The sequence below is a fragment of the Saccharopolyspora rhizosphaerae genome, assembly GCF_003931915.1.
Lineage (GTDB): Bacteria > Actinomycetota > Actinomycetes > Mycobacteriales > Pseudonocardiaceae > Saccharopolyspora > Saccharopolyspora rhizosphaerae.
The window spans coordinates 160,750-176,141 of record NZ_RSAA01000026.1 but is presented as its reverse complement, the minus strand read 5'-3'; the positions used below and the strand labels follow the sequence as shown (position 1 = coordinate 176,141).

General features: G+C 69.7%; 17 protein-coding genes. 9 read left to right on the top strand and 8 right to left on the bottom strand.

Translation table 11 applies throughout. The features are described 5' to 3' along the window. Positions 1-91: 91 nt before the first annotated feature. From rpmH to EIL87_RS22430, 8 genes are all read left to right on the top strand, one after another. The gene (rpmH, locus tag EIL87_RS22465) at positions 92-235 is read left to right on the top strand and encodes a 50S ribosomal protein L34 (RefSeq protein WP_125092573.1); all 144 of its coding nucleotides are present in this window, start codon (positions 92-94) and stop codon (positions 233-235) included. Positions 236-247: 12 nt separating this feature from the next. Next, the gene (rnpA, locus tag EIL87_RS22460; protein WP_125092572.1) at positions 248-682 is read left to right on the top strand and encodes a ribonuclease P protein component; all 435 of its coding nucleotides are present in this window, start codon (positions 248-250) and stop codon (positions 680-682) included. A 17-nt stretch (positions 683-699) separates the two neighbouring features. Beyond that, on the top strand, positions 700-1,029 hold the full coding sequence (gene yidD, locus EIL87_RS22455; RefSeq protein WP_125092571.1) for a membrane protein insertion efficiency factor YidD: 330 nt from the start codon (positions 700-702) through the stop codon (positions 1,027-1,029). A gap of 5 nt (positions 1,030-1,034) precedes the next feature. Then, positions 1,035-1,970 carry a membrane protein insertase YidC gene (gene yidC, locus EIL87_RS22450; RefSeq protein ID WP_125092570.1) on the top strand — a complete coding sequence of 312 codons (936 nt, stop codon included), beginning with the start codon at positions 1,035-1,037 and terminating at the stop codon, positions 1,968-1,970. A 33-nt stretch (positions 1,971-2,003) separates the two neighbouring features. Then, positions 2,004-2,555 carry a Jag family protein gene (locus tag EIL87_RS22445; protein ID WP_125092569.1) on the top strand — a complete coding sequence of 184 codons (552 nt, stop codon included), beginning with the start codon at positions 2,004-2,006 and terminating at the stop codon, positions 2,553-2,555. A gap of 335 nt (positions 2,556-2,890) precedes the next feature. Continuing rightward, positions 2,891-3,586, top strand: a complete 696-nt coding sequence (gene rsmG, locus EIL87_RS22440; RefSeq protein ID WP_125092568.1) for a 16S rRNA (guanine(527)-N(7))-methyltransferase RsmG — start codon at positions 2,891-2,893, stop codon at positions 3,584-3,586. 62 nt (positions 3,587-3,648) lie between these two features. Further along, positions 3,649-4,578: a ParA family protein gene (locus EIL87_RS22435; protein WP_407690570.1), complete on the top strand. Its 930-nt coding sequence runs from the start codon at positions 3,649-3,651 to the stop codon at positions 4,576-4,578. After that, positions 4,575-5,585 carry a ParB/RepB/Spo0J family partition protein gene (locus EIL87_RS22430; protein WP_125092567.1) on the top strand — a complete coding sequence of 337 codons (1,011 nt, stop codon included), beginning with the start codon at positions 4,575-4,577 and terminating at the stop codon, positions 5,583-5,585. Before EIL87_RS22435 ends, EIL87_RS22430 begins: the two co-directional genes overlap by 4 nt. A gap of 146 nt (positions 5,586-5,731) precedes the next feature. On the opposite strand, the gene EIL87_RS22425 is transcribed toward EIL87_RS22430, so the two are convergent. Both EIL87_RS22425 and EIL87_RS22420 read right to left on the bottom strand, forming a co-directional pair. Continuing rightward, positions 5,732-6,682, bottom strand: a complete 951-nt coding sequence (locus tag EIL87_RS22425) for a D-alanine--D-alanine ligase family protein (RefSeq protein WP_125092566.1) — start codon at positions 6,680-6,682, stop codon at positions 5,732-5,734. A 77-nt stretch (positions 6,683-6,759) separates the two neighbouring features. After that, positions 6,760-8,097 carry an aminotransferase-like domain-containing protein gene (locus EIL87_RS22420; RefSeq protein WP_125092565.1) on the bottom strand — a complete coding sequence of 446 codons (1,338 nt, stop codon included), beginning with the start codon at positions 8,095-8,097 and terminating at the stop codon, positions 6,760-6,762. Positions 8,098-8,436: 339 nt separating this feature from the next. Between EIL87_RS22420 and EIL87_RS22415 the strand changes: the two genes are divergently transcribed. Further along, entirely contained in the window at positions 8,437-9,063 is a 627-nt protein-coding gene (locus EIL87_RS22415) for a GNAT family N-acetyltransferase (protein ID WP_125092564.1), read from the top strand. Positions 9,064-9,070: 7 nt separating this feature from the next. Here EIL87_RS22415 and EIL87_RS22410 read toward each other — a convergent pair whose 3' ends face one another. The 6 genes from EIL87_RS22410 to EIL87_RS22385 form a co-directional block, all read right to left on the bottom strand. Continuing rightward, positions 9,071-10,219 (bottom strand): N-acetylmuramoyl-L-alanine amidase, encoded by a 1,149-nt coding sequence (locus EIL87_RS22410; protein WP_125092563.1) that lies wholly within the window; start codon positions 10,217-10,219, stop codon positions 9,071-9,073. 338 nt (positions 10,220-10,557) lie between these two features. Further along, positions 10,558-10,890 (bottom strand): thioredoxin, encoded by a 333-nt coding sequence (gene trxA, locus EIL87_RS22405; protein ID WP_267898872.1) that lies wholly within the window; start codon positions 10,888-10,890, stop codon positions 10,558-10,560. 58 nt (positions 10,891-10,948) lie between these two features. Further along, on the bottom strand, positions 10,949-11,929 hold the full coding sequence (trxB, locus tag EIL87_RS22400; protein WP_125092561.1) for a thioredoxin-disulfide reductase: 981 nt from the start codon (positions 11,927-11,929) through the stop codon (positions 10,949-10,951). A gap of 286 nt (positions 11,930-12,215) precedes the next feature. Next, a complete protein-coding gene (locus tag EIL87_RS22395) occupies positions 12,216-13,040 on the bottom strand; it encodes an anti-sigma factor (protein ID WP_199740557.1) in 825 nt (274 codons plus the stop codon). After that, positions 13,037-13,642 carry an RNA polymerase sigma factor SigM gene (gene sigM, locus EIL87_RS22390; RefSeq protein WP_125092560.1) on the bottom strand — a complete coding sequence of 202 codons (606 nt, stop codon included), beginning with the start codon at positions 13,640-13,642 and terminating at the stop codon, positions 13,037-13,039. Before sigM ends, EIL87_RS22395 begins: the two co-directional genes overlap by 4 nt. Before the next feature lie 129 nt (positions 13,643-13,771). Continuing rightward, positions 13,772-15,334: a protein kinase family protein gene (locus tag EIL87_RS22385; RefSeq protein WP_125092559.1), complete on the bottom strand. Its 1,563-nt coding sequence runs from the start codon at positions 15,332-15,334 to the stop codon at positions 13,772-13,774. Between the last annotated feature and the right edge of the window lie 58 nt (positions 15,335-15,392).

Genomic DNA, 15,392 nt, shown 5'->3' with positions numbered 1-15,392 from the left:
TGCGGACCTGCGGGTTGAGTACCGGGGACACCATGACCGAACCGTGGTCCGAGACGACCATCGGTGCCTGTAGTAACCGGGAGATCCGACCGTGAGCAAGGGCAAGCGCACTTTCCAGCCGAACAACCGCCGCCGTGCCAGGAAGCACGGGTTCCGGCTGCGCATGCGCACTCGCGCCGGCCGGGCCATCGTGGCCGCGCGCCGTCGCCGGGGCCGCGCGCAGCTGTCTGCCTGATCGCGTCCGGCCGTGCTTCCCACGGCAGCCCGGCTGACCAAGAACCAGGACTTCCGCCTGGTGGTCCGTCGTGGTCGTCGGGCCGGACGCCCCCGACTGGTGGTCCACGTCCTGCGCCCGGACCAGTACCGGGCTCGTCGAGCGAGTGGTGAGGCCACGCCGGAGGCTCAAGCTAATACGGCACCCACCCGGGACTCGACTCCTTCGACCCGGGTGGGTTTTGTCGTGAGCAAGGCCGTGGGCATCGCGGTGGTGCGCCACCGGGTCGCCCGCCGTCTGCGCCACCTGATGAGAGACCGCCTCCCAGACCTGCCCGCTGGCACACTGGTGGTGGTCCGGGCGCTGCCTCCGGCAGCGGACGCGTCCAGCCGGGAACTCGGCGCGGACATCGACGCGGCTTTGAAGAAGCTTCGCGTTCGTCTCCCCGATGGCCCGGACGGCAGTTGATGGCGGGGTTGTAGGACATGGCACCGGATCGGCGGCATGACGATACGCATGACGGAAGTCGTGCGGGTCAGCGCGCCGGCCTGCCCGCCTGGATCCTGCTCGGCCCCGTCCACGCGTACCGCAAGGCCATCTCCCCGCTGCTGCCGCCGATGTGCCGGTTCTACCCCAGCTGCAGCGCCTACGCCGTCGAAGCGCTGACCGTGCACGGGCTGTTCCGCGGCGGATGGCTCACCACCCGCAGGTTGCTGCGCTGCGGACCCTGGCATCCCGGAGGGGTCGACCTGGTCCCCCCACCCCGTGAACGGCGAGCCGGCATCCGCCTTCCCGACAAACCCGCCGAGGAGTAGCCCGCGTGCTGGACTTCATCTACTACCCCGTGTCGGCCATCCTCTGGTTCTGGCACAAGGTCTTCGGACACGTGCTCGACCCCTCGAGCGGGTTCGCCTGGGCGCTGTCGGTCGTCTTCCTCGTCTTCACCCTGCGCGCGATCCTGTTCAAGCCGTTCGTGCACCAGGTCCGGTCGATGAAGAAGATGCAGGAGTTCGCACCCCTGATCCGCGAGCTGCAGGAGAAGCACGGCGACGACCGGCAGAAGCTCGCGCAGGAGATGCAGAAGATGCAGACCGAGCAGGGCTTCAACCCGCTCTCCGGCTGCCTGCCCATGCTCGTGCAGGTCCCGGTGTTCATCGGGCTCTTCCAGGTGCTCAACGGGTTCAAGCCCGGTGCGCCCGGCAACTTCGTCTTCAACGCGGCCGACGTCAACTCCTTCGTCGAGGCTGACCTCTTCGGCGCGAAGCTCTCCAACACCCTCAGCCAGGCCCCGGAGGTGCTGGCGACCTTCGGCACCGACCGCCTGGCGATGATGACCGTGGGCGTGCCGCTCATGATCGCCGCAGCGATCGCCACCCACTTCACCGCCCGCCACTCCCTGCAGCGGCAGAGCCCCGAGGCCGCCGCCAACCCGCAGGCGGCGGTGACCAACAAGCTGATGCTGTGGATCTTCCCGATGTTCGCTATCGTCGGTGGTCCGTTCCTCCCGCTGGCCATCCTGATCTACTGGCTCGCCAACAACTTCTGGACGCTGGGACAACAACGAGTGGTGTACCGCCGGATCGATCGCGAGGAGGCTGCGTCTGCGGACGCGCCCGCGGTCGTCGACTCGGTAGGAACGACTTCCGCAGTCGTCGACACCACCGCTGAGAAGGCGTCCCCTGACCAACCCGGTGAGACCCCCGGGGTGATCGAAGACCGCGCTCGCGACGCGGACAAGCCGGGCGAGTCCCGCTGACCCCGCCGCGAACCCCTGGAGAGGAGACACCCAGTGTCTGAAACTGTGCAGGAGAGCCCGGCCGTCGCCGAGGCCACCGACTCCCCCGCCAACGACGAGTCCTCCCCCGAGGTGTCCAACACCGAGGCCTTGCTGGTGCAGGAAGGCGACGTCGCCGGTGACTACCTGGAGCGGTTGCTGGACCTGCTCGACTACGACGGGGACATCGACCTCGACGTGGAGGCCGGCCGGGCCGTGGTGAGCATCGACGGTGGTACCGACTTGGAGAAGCTGGTCGGCAACCGCGGTCAGGTGCTCGAGGCCCTCCAGGAGCTGACCCGCCTCGCCGTGCAGCAGGACACCGGCGTGCGCAGCCGGCTCATGCTCGACGTCGCCGGCTGGCGGGCCGGTCGGCGCGAGGAGCTGTCGGAGCTCGGCCGCTCGTCGGCCGAGGAGGTGCTCAAGAGCGGGCAGGCGACGCGGCTGCGGCCGATGACCCCGTTCGAGCGCAAGATCATCCACGACGCGGTCGCCGCGGTCGACGGCGTGCACAGCGAGTCGGAAGGCGAAGAGCCCAACCGCAAGGTCGTCATCTTCAAGAGCTGATCGCTGCTCCCCCAGCAGGCCCCCTCTGGACGTCCGGTCCGGCGGGGGCCTTCTGCTGTTCGCGGGCACTGTGGTGCGGCGGCGTCGCCGAACCCAATGCGCGTGTCAGGGGGAACGGAATGCGCGGATGCCGGGCAGGCGGTGGGTTGGGTGGTTGCTGTAGTTCGGGTGCAACCGTTCTGCAACTCTGGTCTGGCTGAATGGGTCGTACCTCCGCCGGTACTCGTTCGGCGTGGTTTCACGTGAAACCGCGGGTTGGTGCACGGCTCCAGATCCCGATCCGGCAGTCTAGACGTGCAGTCTTCAGTTTCACGTGAAACAGCGGGGTGAATGTCTTGACCGGAGGTGTGTCCGAAGCGGCGCGGGTCGTTTTCGGTGAGCGAGTGGAGTTGGCGGAGAGGTTCGCCGAGTTGCTCCAGGAGCACGGAATCCGCCGCGGACTGATCGGTCCCCGCGAGTTGGACCGGCTCTGGGAAAGACATCTGCTGAACTCTGCTGTGATTGCGGAGTTGCTCCCCCCTCAAAGCCGGGTTGTGGACGTAGGCTCTGGGGCGGGGTTACCGGGCATCCCGCTGGCGATCGCTCGCCCGGATCTCACCCTCACCTTGCTGGAGCCGATGGCTCGGCGGGTGACGTGGTTGCAGGAAGTCATCACCGAGTTGGGACTCACCGTCGAGGTGGTGCGTGGTCGTGCCGAGGAGGGACCGGTGCGCGAACGGCTTGCCGGACAGGACGTCGTGACCGCGCGCGCCGTGGCACCGATGGAACGGCTCGCGAAGTGGTCCCTCCCGCTGCTGCGGCAGGACGGCCTGCTGCTCGCCATGAAGGGCGAGAGCGCGGCCGAAGAACTCGAACGGGATGCGGCGGCAATCGCCGCGGCCGGTGGCGGTCGCGGCGAAGTCAAGTCATGCGGCGTCGGTGTGCTCGAAGTGCCGACGACCGTTGTCGTGGTGGAGAGGGTCGCGGCGACCCGAACCTCGTCTGGTCGGCGTCGTGACACGCGCCGAGCGAGAAAGGAACGTGGACGGTGAATCCGGAGGAAAACGGAGCGGGTCGGGTTTCACGTGAAACAAGGGGGCGCGCGATGGGCGCCATGCGATTCCCCTCCGGCCCGGAGAGCAACCCCATGAGCTTCGGCCGGGACGACATCGGCTGGACTCCGATCATGGAGGAGGCACAGCGCGCGACGCGCGTGCTTCACCCCGACGATCTGGACCTCCCCCGGCCCAAGAACCGGAGGATCATCACCGTGGCCAACCAGAAGGGTGGCGTCGGCAAGACGACGAGCACGGTGAACCTCGCGGCCGGCTTGGCCCTGCACGGTCTCAAGGTGTTGGTGATCGACCTCGACCCGCAGGGGAACGCGAGCACCGCGTTGGGGGTCGAGCACCGCGGTGGTGTGCCGTCGGTGTACGAGGTGCTGCTCGGCGAGATCAGTGTCGCGGACGCGGCGGCCAAGAGCACCCAGTCCGACAACCTCTACTGCGTCCCGGCGACGATCGACCTGGCGGGCTCCGAGATCGAGCTCGTCACCATGGTCGCCCGCGAGGGCCGGCTCAAGGAGGCGCTCAACTCCGAGGCGGTCGAGGCGCTGGACTTCGACTACGTCTTCGTGGACTGCCCGCCCTCGCTCGGCCTGCTCACGGTGAACGCCTTGGTCGCGGCCCACGAGGTGCTGATCCCGATCCAGTGCGAGTACTACGCGCTCGAAGGTCTGGGACAGCTGCTCCGCAACATCGAGCTGGTGCAGTCCCACCTGAACCCGGCGCTGTGGGTCTCGACGATCCTGCTGACGATGTACGACGGTCGCACCAAGCTCGCGGATCAGGTCACCGCCGAGGTCCGGGATCATTTCGGTGATCTGACCCTGCGGACCGTGATCCCGCGTAGCGTGAAGATCTCCGAGGCTCCGGGCTTCGGTCAGACGGTTCTGACCTACGATCCGGGTTCACGAGGCTCGATGAGCTACCTGGACGCGGCGCGAGAGATCGCGGAGCGGGGTGCCGAAAGGAAGACAGCATGACCGAGCGACGAGGTGGTCTGGGACGCGGCATCGCCGCGCTGATCCCGAGCGCTCCCCCGGCAGGCGCCGATGGCGCCACGCTGGGCGGAACGACTTCCGGGGTCCGCGGCGGGCCCTCGTACGGAACTCAGCAGTCGGAGTCCTCCGTTTCACGTGAAACCGAGGACGCCGTGCAGGGGTCCGTCGCGGGTGCCGTGTACAAAGAGATCCCCATCGCGTCGATCACTCCCAACCCGAAGCAGCCTCGTCAGGTCTTCGACGAGGAAGCGCTCAACGAGTTGCAGCACTCGATCCGCGAGTTCGGGCTCATGCAGCCGATCGTGGTGCGCGAGATCGAGGGCGATCAGTACGAGCTGATCATGGGCGAGCGCCGGTGGCGCGCCTCCCAGCTAGCCGACCTGGAGACCATCCCCGCCATCGTCCGCGAGACCAAGGACGACGAGCTGCTCCGGGACGCGCTGCTGGAGAACATCCACCGCGTTCAGCTCAACCCGTTGGAAGAGGCGGCGGCCTACCAGCAGCTGCTCGACGAGTTCGGTGTCACCCACGATGAACTCGCCGACCGGATCGGTCGGAGCCGCCCGGTCATCACCAACACGATCCGCCTGCTGCGCCTCCCCCTCGAGGTGCAGCGCCGGGTCGCGGTCGGCGTGCTCTCCGCCGGCCACGCCCGCGCGCTGCTGAGCCTCGAGGACGTGGGGCACCAGGAGGAGCTCGCGAAGCGGATCGTGGCGGAGGGTTTGTCGGTCCGCGCGACCGAGGAGCAGGTGACGCTGAGGAAGTCCGAGGGGCCGGCCAAGGAGAAGGCCGCGGCGAAGAAGCCGATCCAGGCCCCCGGCTTCGACCGGCTTGCCGACCGGCTCGCCAACCACTTCGACACCAAGGTGAAGGTGTCCCGTGGCAGCCGGAAAGGCAAGATCGTGATCGAGTACGGGTCGGTCGACGATCTCGAGCGGATCGCAGAGATGATCTTGGGTCGGGAAGCCCGCGAAATCGGCGAGGAATGACACCGGGGCTTTCCGTCACGGTGACGATGACCCGGAGTGATCACCACACCACACCACGCGCCCGCCGGCGGTGTCGGTGACCGAAGACGAAAGCGGCGGACTCCTCGGAGTCCGCCGCTTCTGGTTTCACGTGAAACGCGCGCGAGTCACTCGGCTCGCTTGATCGCCCGCTCGACGAGGGCCGCGTAGGTCTCCCCGAGCGATCGCCCCGCCGCCTCGACCGCCATCGGCAGAAGCGAGGTCTCGGTCAGTCCGGGCGACACCTTCGCGTCGAGGAAGTGCGGTACGCCGTGGGTGTCGATGATCGCGTCGGTGCGCGAGATGTCGCGGAGGCCGAGCAACTTGTGCGTGGCGATCGCCAGCTCCCCCGCAGCGGCTGCGGCGTCCGCGGAGATGTCCGCCGGAGCGCGGTAGTTCGTCAGCCCGGCGGTGTAGCGAGCGGTGTAGTCGTACACGCCGTCGGCCGGCTCGATCTCCACGGCGGGAAGCGCCTCCGGGCCCTCCGGTCCGTCGACGACGGTGATCGCGACTTCGGTCCCCTCGATGAAGCGCTCGACGAGCACGGCATCTCCGTAGGACAGCGCGCCCACCATCGCCGAGGGCAACCCGGCGGTGTCGCGCACGACCTGGGCGCCGAGCCCGGAGCCGCCCTGGTCGGGCTTGAGCATGAGCGGCAGGCCGAGCTTGCCGATGAGCGCGTCGAGCACCGCCTGCGCGCCCAGCTCGCGGAAGGTCGCGTGCGGCAGCGCCACCCAGTCCGGCGTCGTGAGGCCCGCACGGGCCACCTCAGCCTTCGCGGTGGGCTTGTCCCAGGTGCGACGGGAGGCGTGCGGACCGGTGCCGACGTAGGGGATGTCGAGCATGTCCAGCACCGCCTGCACCGACCCGTTCTCCCCTTCCCCGCCGTGCAGGGCGATGACGACCGCGTCCGGTCGCTCCTCGGTGAGTCGGGACAGCAGGCGGGCGTCGGCGTCCCATTCGGCCACGGTCATCCCGACCGAGCGCAGCGCGGCGGACAGCCGGCGGCCGGACCGCAGCGACACATCGCGCTCGTGCGACAGCCCACCAGCGAGCACGGCAACCCAGCGATCAGACACTCTTCAAGCACCTCGGAAAAGTAGCGGTCCACTGCACCCGATGAGGCGCAGTGGACCGGTCGTGTGGATGGGGGAACTCACGCGGTGTCGGGCGACGGCGCCTGCGGGCCCGGCACGCTCCTGGGCGGCACGGTACCGAAGGTCCGGACCAGCTCCATCTCCTCGGACAGCGTGTTGGCGAGCCGGCGCACACCCTCCCGGATGCGCTCCGGCGTCGGGTAGCAGTAGGACAGGCGCATCTGCCGGCTGCCGAAGCCGTCCCGGTAGAAGCCGGTGCCCGACACGTAGGCGACCCGCTGGGTCACCGCGCGCGGCAGCATCGCCTTGGTGTCCACGCCCTCCGGCACGGTCAACCAGACGAAGAACCCGCCCTCGGGCTTGGTCCACGTGCACCCCGCCGGCATGTGCTGCTCCAGCGCGGACATCATCGCGTCCCGACGCTCGCGGTACTGCTCTTGGAAGATCTTGATCTGCCCCTGCCAGTCGTGCGTCGACAGGTAGCGGGACACGATCATCTGGTTCAGCGTGGGCGGGCACAGCGTGGCCGACTCCGCCGTCAGGACCAGCTTCTCCCGGATCGCCAGCGGCGCCAGCACCCAGCCGACCCGGAGGCCCGAGGCGAAGGTCTTCGAGAACGACCCCAGGTACACGACGTTGTCCGGGTCCATGCTGCGCAGCGCCGGGTACGGCTGACCGTCGAACCCGAGCAGCCCGTAGGGGTTGTCCTCCACCACCAGGATGTCGGCCTGGCGGCAGATCTCCAGGACCTCGGCCCGCCGTTCCTTCGCGAGCGTGATGCCGCCCGGGTTGTGGAAGTTGGGGATCGTGTAGAGGAACTTGATCCGCTTGCCCTGCTTCTCCAGGTCGGCGATCGCCTGCCGGAGCGCCTCGGGTTGCAGGCCGTCCTCGTCCATCGCCACGTGGACGACTTCGGCCTGGTACGCGCCGAACGATCCCAGCGCGCCCACGTAGGAGGGGCCCTCCGCGAGGATCACGTCACCCGGGTCGCAGAAGATGCGGGTGACCATGTCGAGGCCCATCTGGGAGCCCGCGGTCACCACCACGTCGTCCGGGTGGGCGCTGATCCCCTCGAGCGCCATCACCTCGCAGATCTGCTCGCGCAGTTCCGGCACGCCGTGCGCGGAGCCGTACTGAAGCGCCACCTGCCCGTCCTCGGAGACGAGACGGGCCACCTCGGTGGCCAGCGAGTCGAGCGGGAGGGCTGCGAGGTTGGGCATGCCGCCCGCCAGGGACACCACCTCAGGGCGGCTGGCGACGGCGAAGAGAGCTCGGATCTCGGAGGCGGTCATCCCGGCGGTCCGCTCGGCGTAGCGCGCCCGGTACGCGTCGAGGTTGCGGGCGGCCTTGTCGACCGAGTGGTCGGTCTGGTCCGGTTGGCTTCCTTGATCCGACATGTCGCGCTCCCATTTCGGTTAGGCGCCAGCGATTCGGGCGATTCTACAAGCCCTATCGCTGCGGAGTATCGCTCGTGTAACAGGCCTCTCGTCGTCGCCGGTCAGGCCGGGCGCGGTGGTGCCGATCCGTTCTGCCCGGCGGTGTTTCACGTGGAACAACAGGTTGGGGCCAGTCGGTCCCGTCCGCTCGTGGATGTTGGGCGGGCGTGGTTAGCGATCTCACCCCATCGAGGCCGCCCGGGTGAGTAGTGCAGCTTTCCGTCCGGCAGGTGAGCGGCTTATTCTGGCTGCATCCCGCCGTCGATCGTGCGCGGGTTCCTCACGCTTGCAGGAGGTCAGGTGTCGCGACGCGTGGTCGGCGTCACGCTGGACAACCTCGACCACCTGCCCCCGAAGTGCCGCAGGTGCGTCTTCTGGGAACTGGCGCCGCACGTCCGGGAGCAGGCGGAGGAGTTCGGCGAGACCGAACTGGAGAAGGAGGCCTGGGTCTCCAGCGTGCTGCTGGAGTGGGGCTCCTGCGGCCGCATCATCTACGTCGACGGCGTTCCAGCCGGGTACGCGATCTACGCCCCTCCTGCGGCCGTGCCGCGCGCCGCGTCCTTCCCCACCGCGCCGGTCAGCGCGGACGCTGTGCTGCTCACGGCGTTGAAGGTGACCCCGGAGTTCGAGGACGGCGGCCTGGGTCGCGTCCTGGTGCAGAACGTCGCCAAGGACCTGACCCGGCGCGGTGTGAAGGCGGTCGAGGCGTTCGGCGACCTGACCGGTGAGGCCGAGAGCTGCGTGATCCCGGCCGGGTTCCTCCAGCAGGTCGGCTTCAAGACCGTGCGCCAGCACCCCAAGTGGCCGCGGATGCGGTTGGAGCTGCGGACGGCCATCAGCTGGAAGGAAGACGTCGAGGCCGCGCTGGAGCGCCTGCTGACGTCGGTGACCATCAAGACGGCGGAGCCCGCCGTCGGAGGCGCCTGAGAGCCGCTCAGGCGCCCTCGGCGCGCGCCAGCTCGTGCCGGAGCAGGTCGTCGAAGGTGAAGGTTCCGGTCGGCTGGTCGTCCTTGCCGAGCAGGTAGAGGCGCTTCACCGCGACCAGCAGTCCCTCGGCCACCACGTCGCGGAACGACGGGTCGAGCAGGCGCTTGCGGTCGCCCTCGTTGGTCAGGTAACCGAGCTCCATCCGGACGGCGGGCATCCGGGTCAGCCTAAGCACGTCCCAGGTCTTCGGGTGGGTGCGGCAGTCGACCATGCCGGTGCGCGCCACGATCTCGCGCTGCAGGAACCCGGCCAGCGCTTCGCCCACCGTCGAGGTGGTCCCGTTGCCGGTGCCGAAGTGGAAGCTGGCCACGCCCTCCGCTCCGGGGGACGGGTTGGCGTCCAGGTGCAGCGACAGGAACATGTCGGCGCCCGCCTCGTTGGCGAACGCGGCGCGGTCGGCGTCGGGCGGGCAGGCGTTCGGGCCGCGCGTGATCAGCGCTTCCATCCCGGTGGCCACCATCCGGCCTTCCAGCCGGCGAGCCAGGTCCCAGGTCAGGTCCGCCTCGGAGACGTCGCCGACGGTCACACCGCGGTCGGAACCGCCGTGGCCGGGATCGATCACGATGCGCTTGCCGCGCAACCGCGGACCTGCCCGCCGGACCTTCTCCTGCTCGCGCAGGAACACCGGGCGGCCACCGCGGACCTTCGGGGCGAGCTGCTTGAGGGCTCGCAGGGTCCCGGGTCCGCAGATGCCGTCGGGGGTGAGGCCGTAGTCGCGCTGGAAGCTGCGCAGCGCCTGCTCCGTCTCGGCGCTGAAGATGCCGTCCGGGCGGCCTGCGTCGTACCCGAGCTCCAGCAGGCGCTCCTGCAGGGCGAACACGTCGTCGCCGCTCACCGGCTTGGACACCAGGAAGGCCAGCGAGCGGTCACCGAGGCGCCAGCGGGCGTCGGTGAGCGCGCGGTAGGTGGCCGGGCCGACGACACCGTCGGTGATCAGCCCGCGCTGCTGCTGGAAGCCGCGTACCGCTTGTTCCACCGCTTCGTCGAAGATCGCGGGTCCCGGCCGACCGTTGGCCGGCAGCAGTCCCAGCGAGGCAAGGGTGTTCTTGATCTCGGCAACGGCCGGACCGACGTCACCGCGGTGGAGCAGCTGCATGCACTCCTCGCTCGATTCAGGCGTCGGCGCGACACCGACGCGGAGGATGGTCGGGGTTGTCCCGAGTTCTGCGTGTTGTGCGGAGCGGGCCCGCGAGTGGCGGACCCGTCGGGTCATTGTGCCTTGTGCGCCGTACCCCGGCGCTGCGGCCCACGAGCACCGGGCGGGACGTGCGACGACGGATCGTGCACGCGCGATCCCCCGCAGCAGCGGGCGTTCGGGCCCGCTGTGGGGAGCGGAGATCGTGAAAGCACGAACCCGCCGTCACTGCCCTATCGACAAGACGGCGGGTGCGCGTTATTCGGTTGCCTCAGAACGAGGCTGACTTCACAGCCCGATCACAGGTAGTCGGAGAGGTCCGACAGCAGCGCGGCCTTCGGCTTGGCGCCGACGATCTGCTTGACCGGCTGGCCGTTCTGGAAGACCAGCAGGGTCGGGACCGACATCACCTGGTAGTCGCGAGAGATGCTCGGGTTCTGGTCGATGTCGAGCTTGGCGACGGTGAGCTTGTCGGAGTGCTCGTCGGCGATCTCCTCCAGCACCGGGGCGACCATCTTGCACGGGCCGCACCAGGTCGCCCAGAAGTCGACCAGCACGGGCTTGTCGCTGTCCAGGACGGTGCTCTTGAAGGAATCGGCGTCCACGGTCACGGTGTTGCCGGCCATGTTCATCTCCTGTCGTTCGTGAAGTGGGGGTGCTGCTCAGCGGTGCGGTGGCGGAACCGGGGCGTCAGCCCCCGTAGCCGCCGCCGACCAGCTCGGAGGCGACCTCGGCCTGCGGGGTCTCGTGCTCTGCGAGCCAGCGCTCGGCGTCGATGGCGGCGGAGCAGCCAGAGCCGGCGGCGGTGACCGCCTGCCGGTAGATGTGGTCCACCAGGTCGCCGCAGGCGAACACGCCGGGGACACCGGTGTGCGTGGTGGGGTGCTGCACCTGCACGTAGCCCTCGTCGTCGAGCGTGACCTGGTCGCGGACCAGCTGGCTGCGCGGGTCGTGGCCGATGGCCACGAACATCCCGGTCACCGCCAGGTCGGAGGTCTCACCGGTGACGGTGTCGCGCAGCTTCAGGCCGCTGACCTTGCCCTCGCCCTGGACCTCCGCGACCGTCTTGTTGGTCAGCCACTTGATCTTGTCGTTGGCCCGCGCGCGCTCCAGCATGATCTTGGAGGCGCGGAACTCCTCGCGGCGGTGGATGATGGTCACCGACTTCGCGAAGCGGGTCAGGAAGGTGGCTTCCTCCATCGCCGAGTCACCACCGCCGACGACGGCGATGTCCTGGTCGCGGAAGAAGAACCCGTCGCAGGTGGCGCAGGCGGACACACCGCGGCCGAGCAGGGCCTCCTCACCCGGGACGTCGAGGTAGCGCGCGGCGGCGCCCATCGCGAGGATGACGGCGCGGGCCTTGTGCTCGACCCCGTTGGCGACGACGGTCTTCACGTCACCGGAGAGGTCGATGCGCTCGACGTCCTCGGTGCGCAGCTCAGCGCCGAAGCGCTCGGCCTGGGACCGCATCTGCTCCATGAGGTCGGGACCCATGATCCCGTCCTTGAACCCCGGGTAGTTCTCCACATCGGTGGTGGTCATCAGTGCGCCACCGAACTGGGTTCCCTCGAAGATCACCGGCTCCAGCTCCGCCCTGGCCGCGTACACCGCAGCGGTGTAGCCGGCCGGGCCGGAACCAACGATGATGACGTTGCGGACGTCGCTGGTCACCGCGCCCCTTCCCTTCGTAGCGTCTCCGCCGCGCAGGAGCGCGACCGTACTGGCATCAACGCGATCCTATTCGGCGATGTTCCCGATCTCCGGGACCCGGTGCCGCAGCGCACAACGCGTCGAGGAAGAAGGGCTGACTCCCCCTGGTCGGCGGAGCGGGTGTCGCACCCCCGGACGCCGTCTGGACCCTGGTGCCGCGATGTCCTCGCCGGACGACGTCCGAAGACCCGCGGCGGTGCGAGCTGCGAGGAGGTCGCCCGTCCCGCGGCTCGCGTCACCGCGTGCGCTAGCCGCCGAAGGTGCTGTCCGAGAGGGTGGCGGGGTGGCCCCTGCTGCAGTCGGGACCGACGGCGAGGAGCCGGAACTTGCCCAGGCCGCCGCCCGGCAGGACGAACAGCTGGGCGGGTTCGCCGTTGAGGGTGATCTCGCGGGCGCCCATGGGTTTGCCACTGCGCACGCCGTTGGCCTGCAGGCACCCGAGCAGCTGTTGCGGGTCGGCGAGCGTGGACACGTACTCGTCCGAGTTAATGACCTGCGAGAACTGCTGCCCGTCGAGGGTGACCTGGTCGCCGGTCAGGGCGAGCGGAGCGCCCTGGCTCCCGCCCGGCGCGGTGCGGGTCGGCACGGGCGGCTGAGCGGTGTTGTCGTCCCCGCCGGTGCCGGGCAGCACCGCGAAGACCACCGCGGCGGCCGCGGCGGCGACACCCACCAGTCCGGTCCCGAGCGTCGTCCTGCGGCGGCGGCGCGCCTGGGCGGCCGCGAGGTCGACCACCTGCGCCTCCCCGGTCGCGGGTGAGGACGGCGTGGGCGCCTGCTGCACCGGCTGGGTCGGTGCCGCGTCGCGGGTCCAGGAGTGGACCTCGTCCTGCAGCGCCGCCTCGATCCGCGTGGAGACGTCGTCCGGGATGCTCAGCGGGGGCAGGTCGGCGAGGTCGGAGGTGGTGGCGTCCAGCGCCGCCATGACCTCCCGGGCTTCGGGGTCGGCGTCGACCTGGCGGCGCAGTTCGTCGGCGGTCGGGCCGTCCAGCACGCCTGCGTGCAGATCGGCTAGCAGGTCCAGGGACCAAGGTGGTCCCTGCGGCGCTCCCGCGCGCCGGCTCTCCCCACTCATCGTCCCTCCCGTCGACGCATGGCCATCGCGTCATCTGGGACGTTCGCATCTGCACTTGGGTTCCGCAGGTGTCCCAGAACTTTCGCGAGCCTCGCTCGCCCGCGCGCGCACCGGCTCTTGACCGTGCCGTCGGCGACGCCGAGCATCACGGCGGTTTCGGCCACCGAGTACCCCTCCACATCGACCAGGACGATCGCCGAGCGCTGGTCGTCGGGGAGCTGGGCCAGCGCTTCCTGCACGACCATCCTGGTGTCCTGGTCGGCGATCGCGTCGCGTGGGACCGCCGGTTCCGGACCGGTCTCCGGCAGCGGGACCGTGGGCCGCGCCTGGCGGCGCCGGATGCGGTCCAGGCAGGCGTTCACGACGATCCGGTGCAGCCACGTGGTCACCTGCGACTCGGCGCGGAACGAGGCGGCGTTGCGGAAGGCCGAGATCATCGCGTCCTGCAGCGCGTCCGCCGCTTCGTCAGGGTCGCGCGTGGTCCGCAGGGCCACGGCCCACAGCCGATCCCGATGTCGGCGGAAGAGCTCGGAGAACGCGTGCGGATCCCCGTGCGCGTGCGCCGCGATGAGCTCGGCGTCGGAAGGGGTGGGGACAGACACGGCTCAAGACAATACTGACCGTGAGACGAGCGGAAGTGCCCCTGCGCGGATCTTCGCGAATTCGCCTGGTCAGCAACGACATTGGCGCTGTGACCGTGATCCTGGTCACAGCGCCGATGTCGGTGTGCGTCAGGCAGCGCTGCCGGAGACCGTGATCTCGTTGATCCGGGCGGAGTACTCGCCGCCGTCCTCCGGCAGCTGGGTGAGCACGACCATGATCTTGTCGCTGGGCGCGACGCCTTCGAGCTTGACCGGGGTGTCACCGGAGCCGAGCACCGCGCTGCCGAGCAGCTTCGACTCCATGCTCGGCGAGCCGTCGACCTGCCGGACCTCCACCTTCGCCCCGGCGCTCGGCGAGTTGACGACGACCTCCTGCACCACCGCCGGGCGTTCCAGGGTCAGCACCGCACCGGTCGCGGTGTTGATGCCGCCGGGTCCGAGCTGCTGGAAGTAACCGAAGGTCGACCAGTAGGTGTTCGGGTCACCGTCGAAGAGGTTGTTGATCCGGCCCGGAGCGTCCGGTTCGCCGTTGGCGCTGAACGAGGTTCCCTCCGAGATACGCACCGGCGAGGCCTGAGGCTGGGGCGGCGGCTGCTGGGCGGTGCCCGGGTTGTTGCCGCTGATCACCGTTCCGGTGCCGCTGGACTGGTTCGACTCGGTGAACATGCCGATCACGCCGACCGCGATCCAGCCGAGCACCAGGATCGTCGCGACGGCGAGCACGCCGACGCTGATGGTGAGCTTCTTCCGCTTGGCCGCGTCCGGTTTCGGGTCCTCGCGGCGCCAGACCTCGTTGGACTCGGCCGGCGGCGCGCCGTTGGACAGCGTGTTGGTCGGCTCGTAGGTCGCGTACTGCTCGAGCACTCGCAGCACGGCGGCACCGGTGCGGACTCCCCCGGTGGTGCCGGTGGAGTCGGGGTTGCCGAGCGCGCGGACCGCGACGGTGGACAGCTCCATCGGCACGGCCGGGCGGAGGGTGCGCGGTGCCACCAGGTTCCCGTCCGGTCCGGTCGGGGCCGGCGGCAGTTCCTCCGGCGCGTCGCCGAGCGCCCAGCGCCCGGTGAGCAGCAGGTACAGCGCGGCACCGAGGCCGCGCACGTCGTCGCTGGAGGTGGCGTGCGAGAGCGGTCCGGGGAACGCCATCCGCACTTCGCCTTCCGGGGTGACCCGGATCCGCTGCGGGTGGTCGGCGCCCAGCACCAGTCCGGCGTGGTGCGCCGCCTCGACCGCGGCGGCCAGCGGTTGCATCAGCCGTGCCGCGGTCCCCGGCGGCAGCGGGCCTTCGGCGACCAGGTCGAGGAGGTCGGTGCCGTGCGTCCACTCGGCGATGACCAGGCCGAGGACGCCGGGAGGATCACCGGCGGACTGGGTGACGACGTCGAGCACGCGCGCGACGCCGACGTGGTTGAAGGTGCTGGCGTGCATCGCACGTTCCAGGGTGCGACGCGCGTTGTTGGCCGCTGCGGCGTCCGCGCGGTCACCGACCAGGATGGTCAGCGCGACGTCGCGGCCCAGGACTCCGTCCTTGGCACGCCACAGTTCGGCGTCGCAGCGGTCGTCGGTCCCGACCCGGGAGAGCAGTCGGTACCGGCCGTGGTCCAACACCCGGCCCGGTGTGAGCTGCTCAGCCGGGGCATCGGCCCCCGGTTCATCGCTGTCCGCCGCGATCTGCTCGCTGGGTTTGCTGGACACCTTCCCTCTCCCGCTCCTCCCGGTCCGCCTGCGGGTTGCCCTCACGGAAGGAGACTTC

Coding starts and splice junctions, on each gene's coding strand:
- yidD (WP_125092571.1), top strand. CDS start 700: ATGGCACCGGATCGGCGGCATGACGATACGCATGACGGAAGTCGTGCG.
- EIL87_RS22435 (WP_407690570.1), top strand. CDS start 3,649: ATGCGATTCCCCTCCGGCCCGGAGAGCAACCCCATGAGCTTCGGCCGG.
- EIL87_RS22430 (WP_125092567.1), top strand. CDS start 4,575: ATGACCGAGCGACGAGGTGGTCTGGGACGCGGCATCGCCGCGCTGATC.
- EIL87_RS22420 (WP_125092565.1), bottom strand. CDS start 8,097: ATGTCGGATCAAGGAAGCCAACCGGACCAGACCGACCACTCGGTCGAC.
- EIL87_RS22410 (WP_125092563.1), bottom strand. CDS start 10,219: ATGCAGCTGCTCCACCGCGGTGACGTCGGTCCGGCCGTTGCCGAGATC.
- trxA (WP_267898872.1), bottom strand. CDS start 10,890: ATGAACATGGCCGGCAACACCGTGACCGTGGACGCCGATTCCTTCAAG.
- EIL87_RS22395 (WP_199740557.1), bottom strand. CDS start 13,040: ATGAGTGGGGAGAGCCGGCGCGCGGGAGCGCCGCAGGGACCACCTTGG.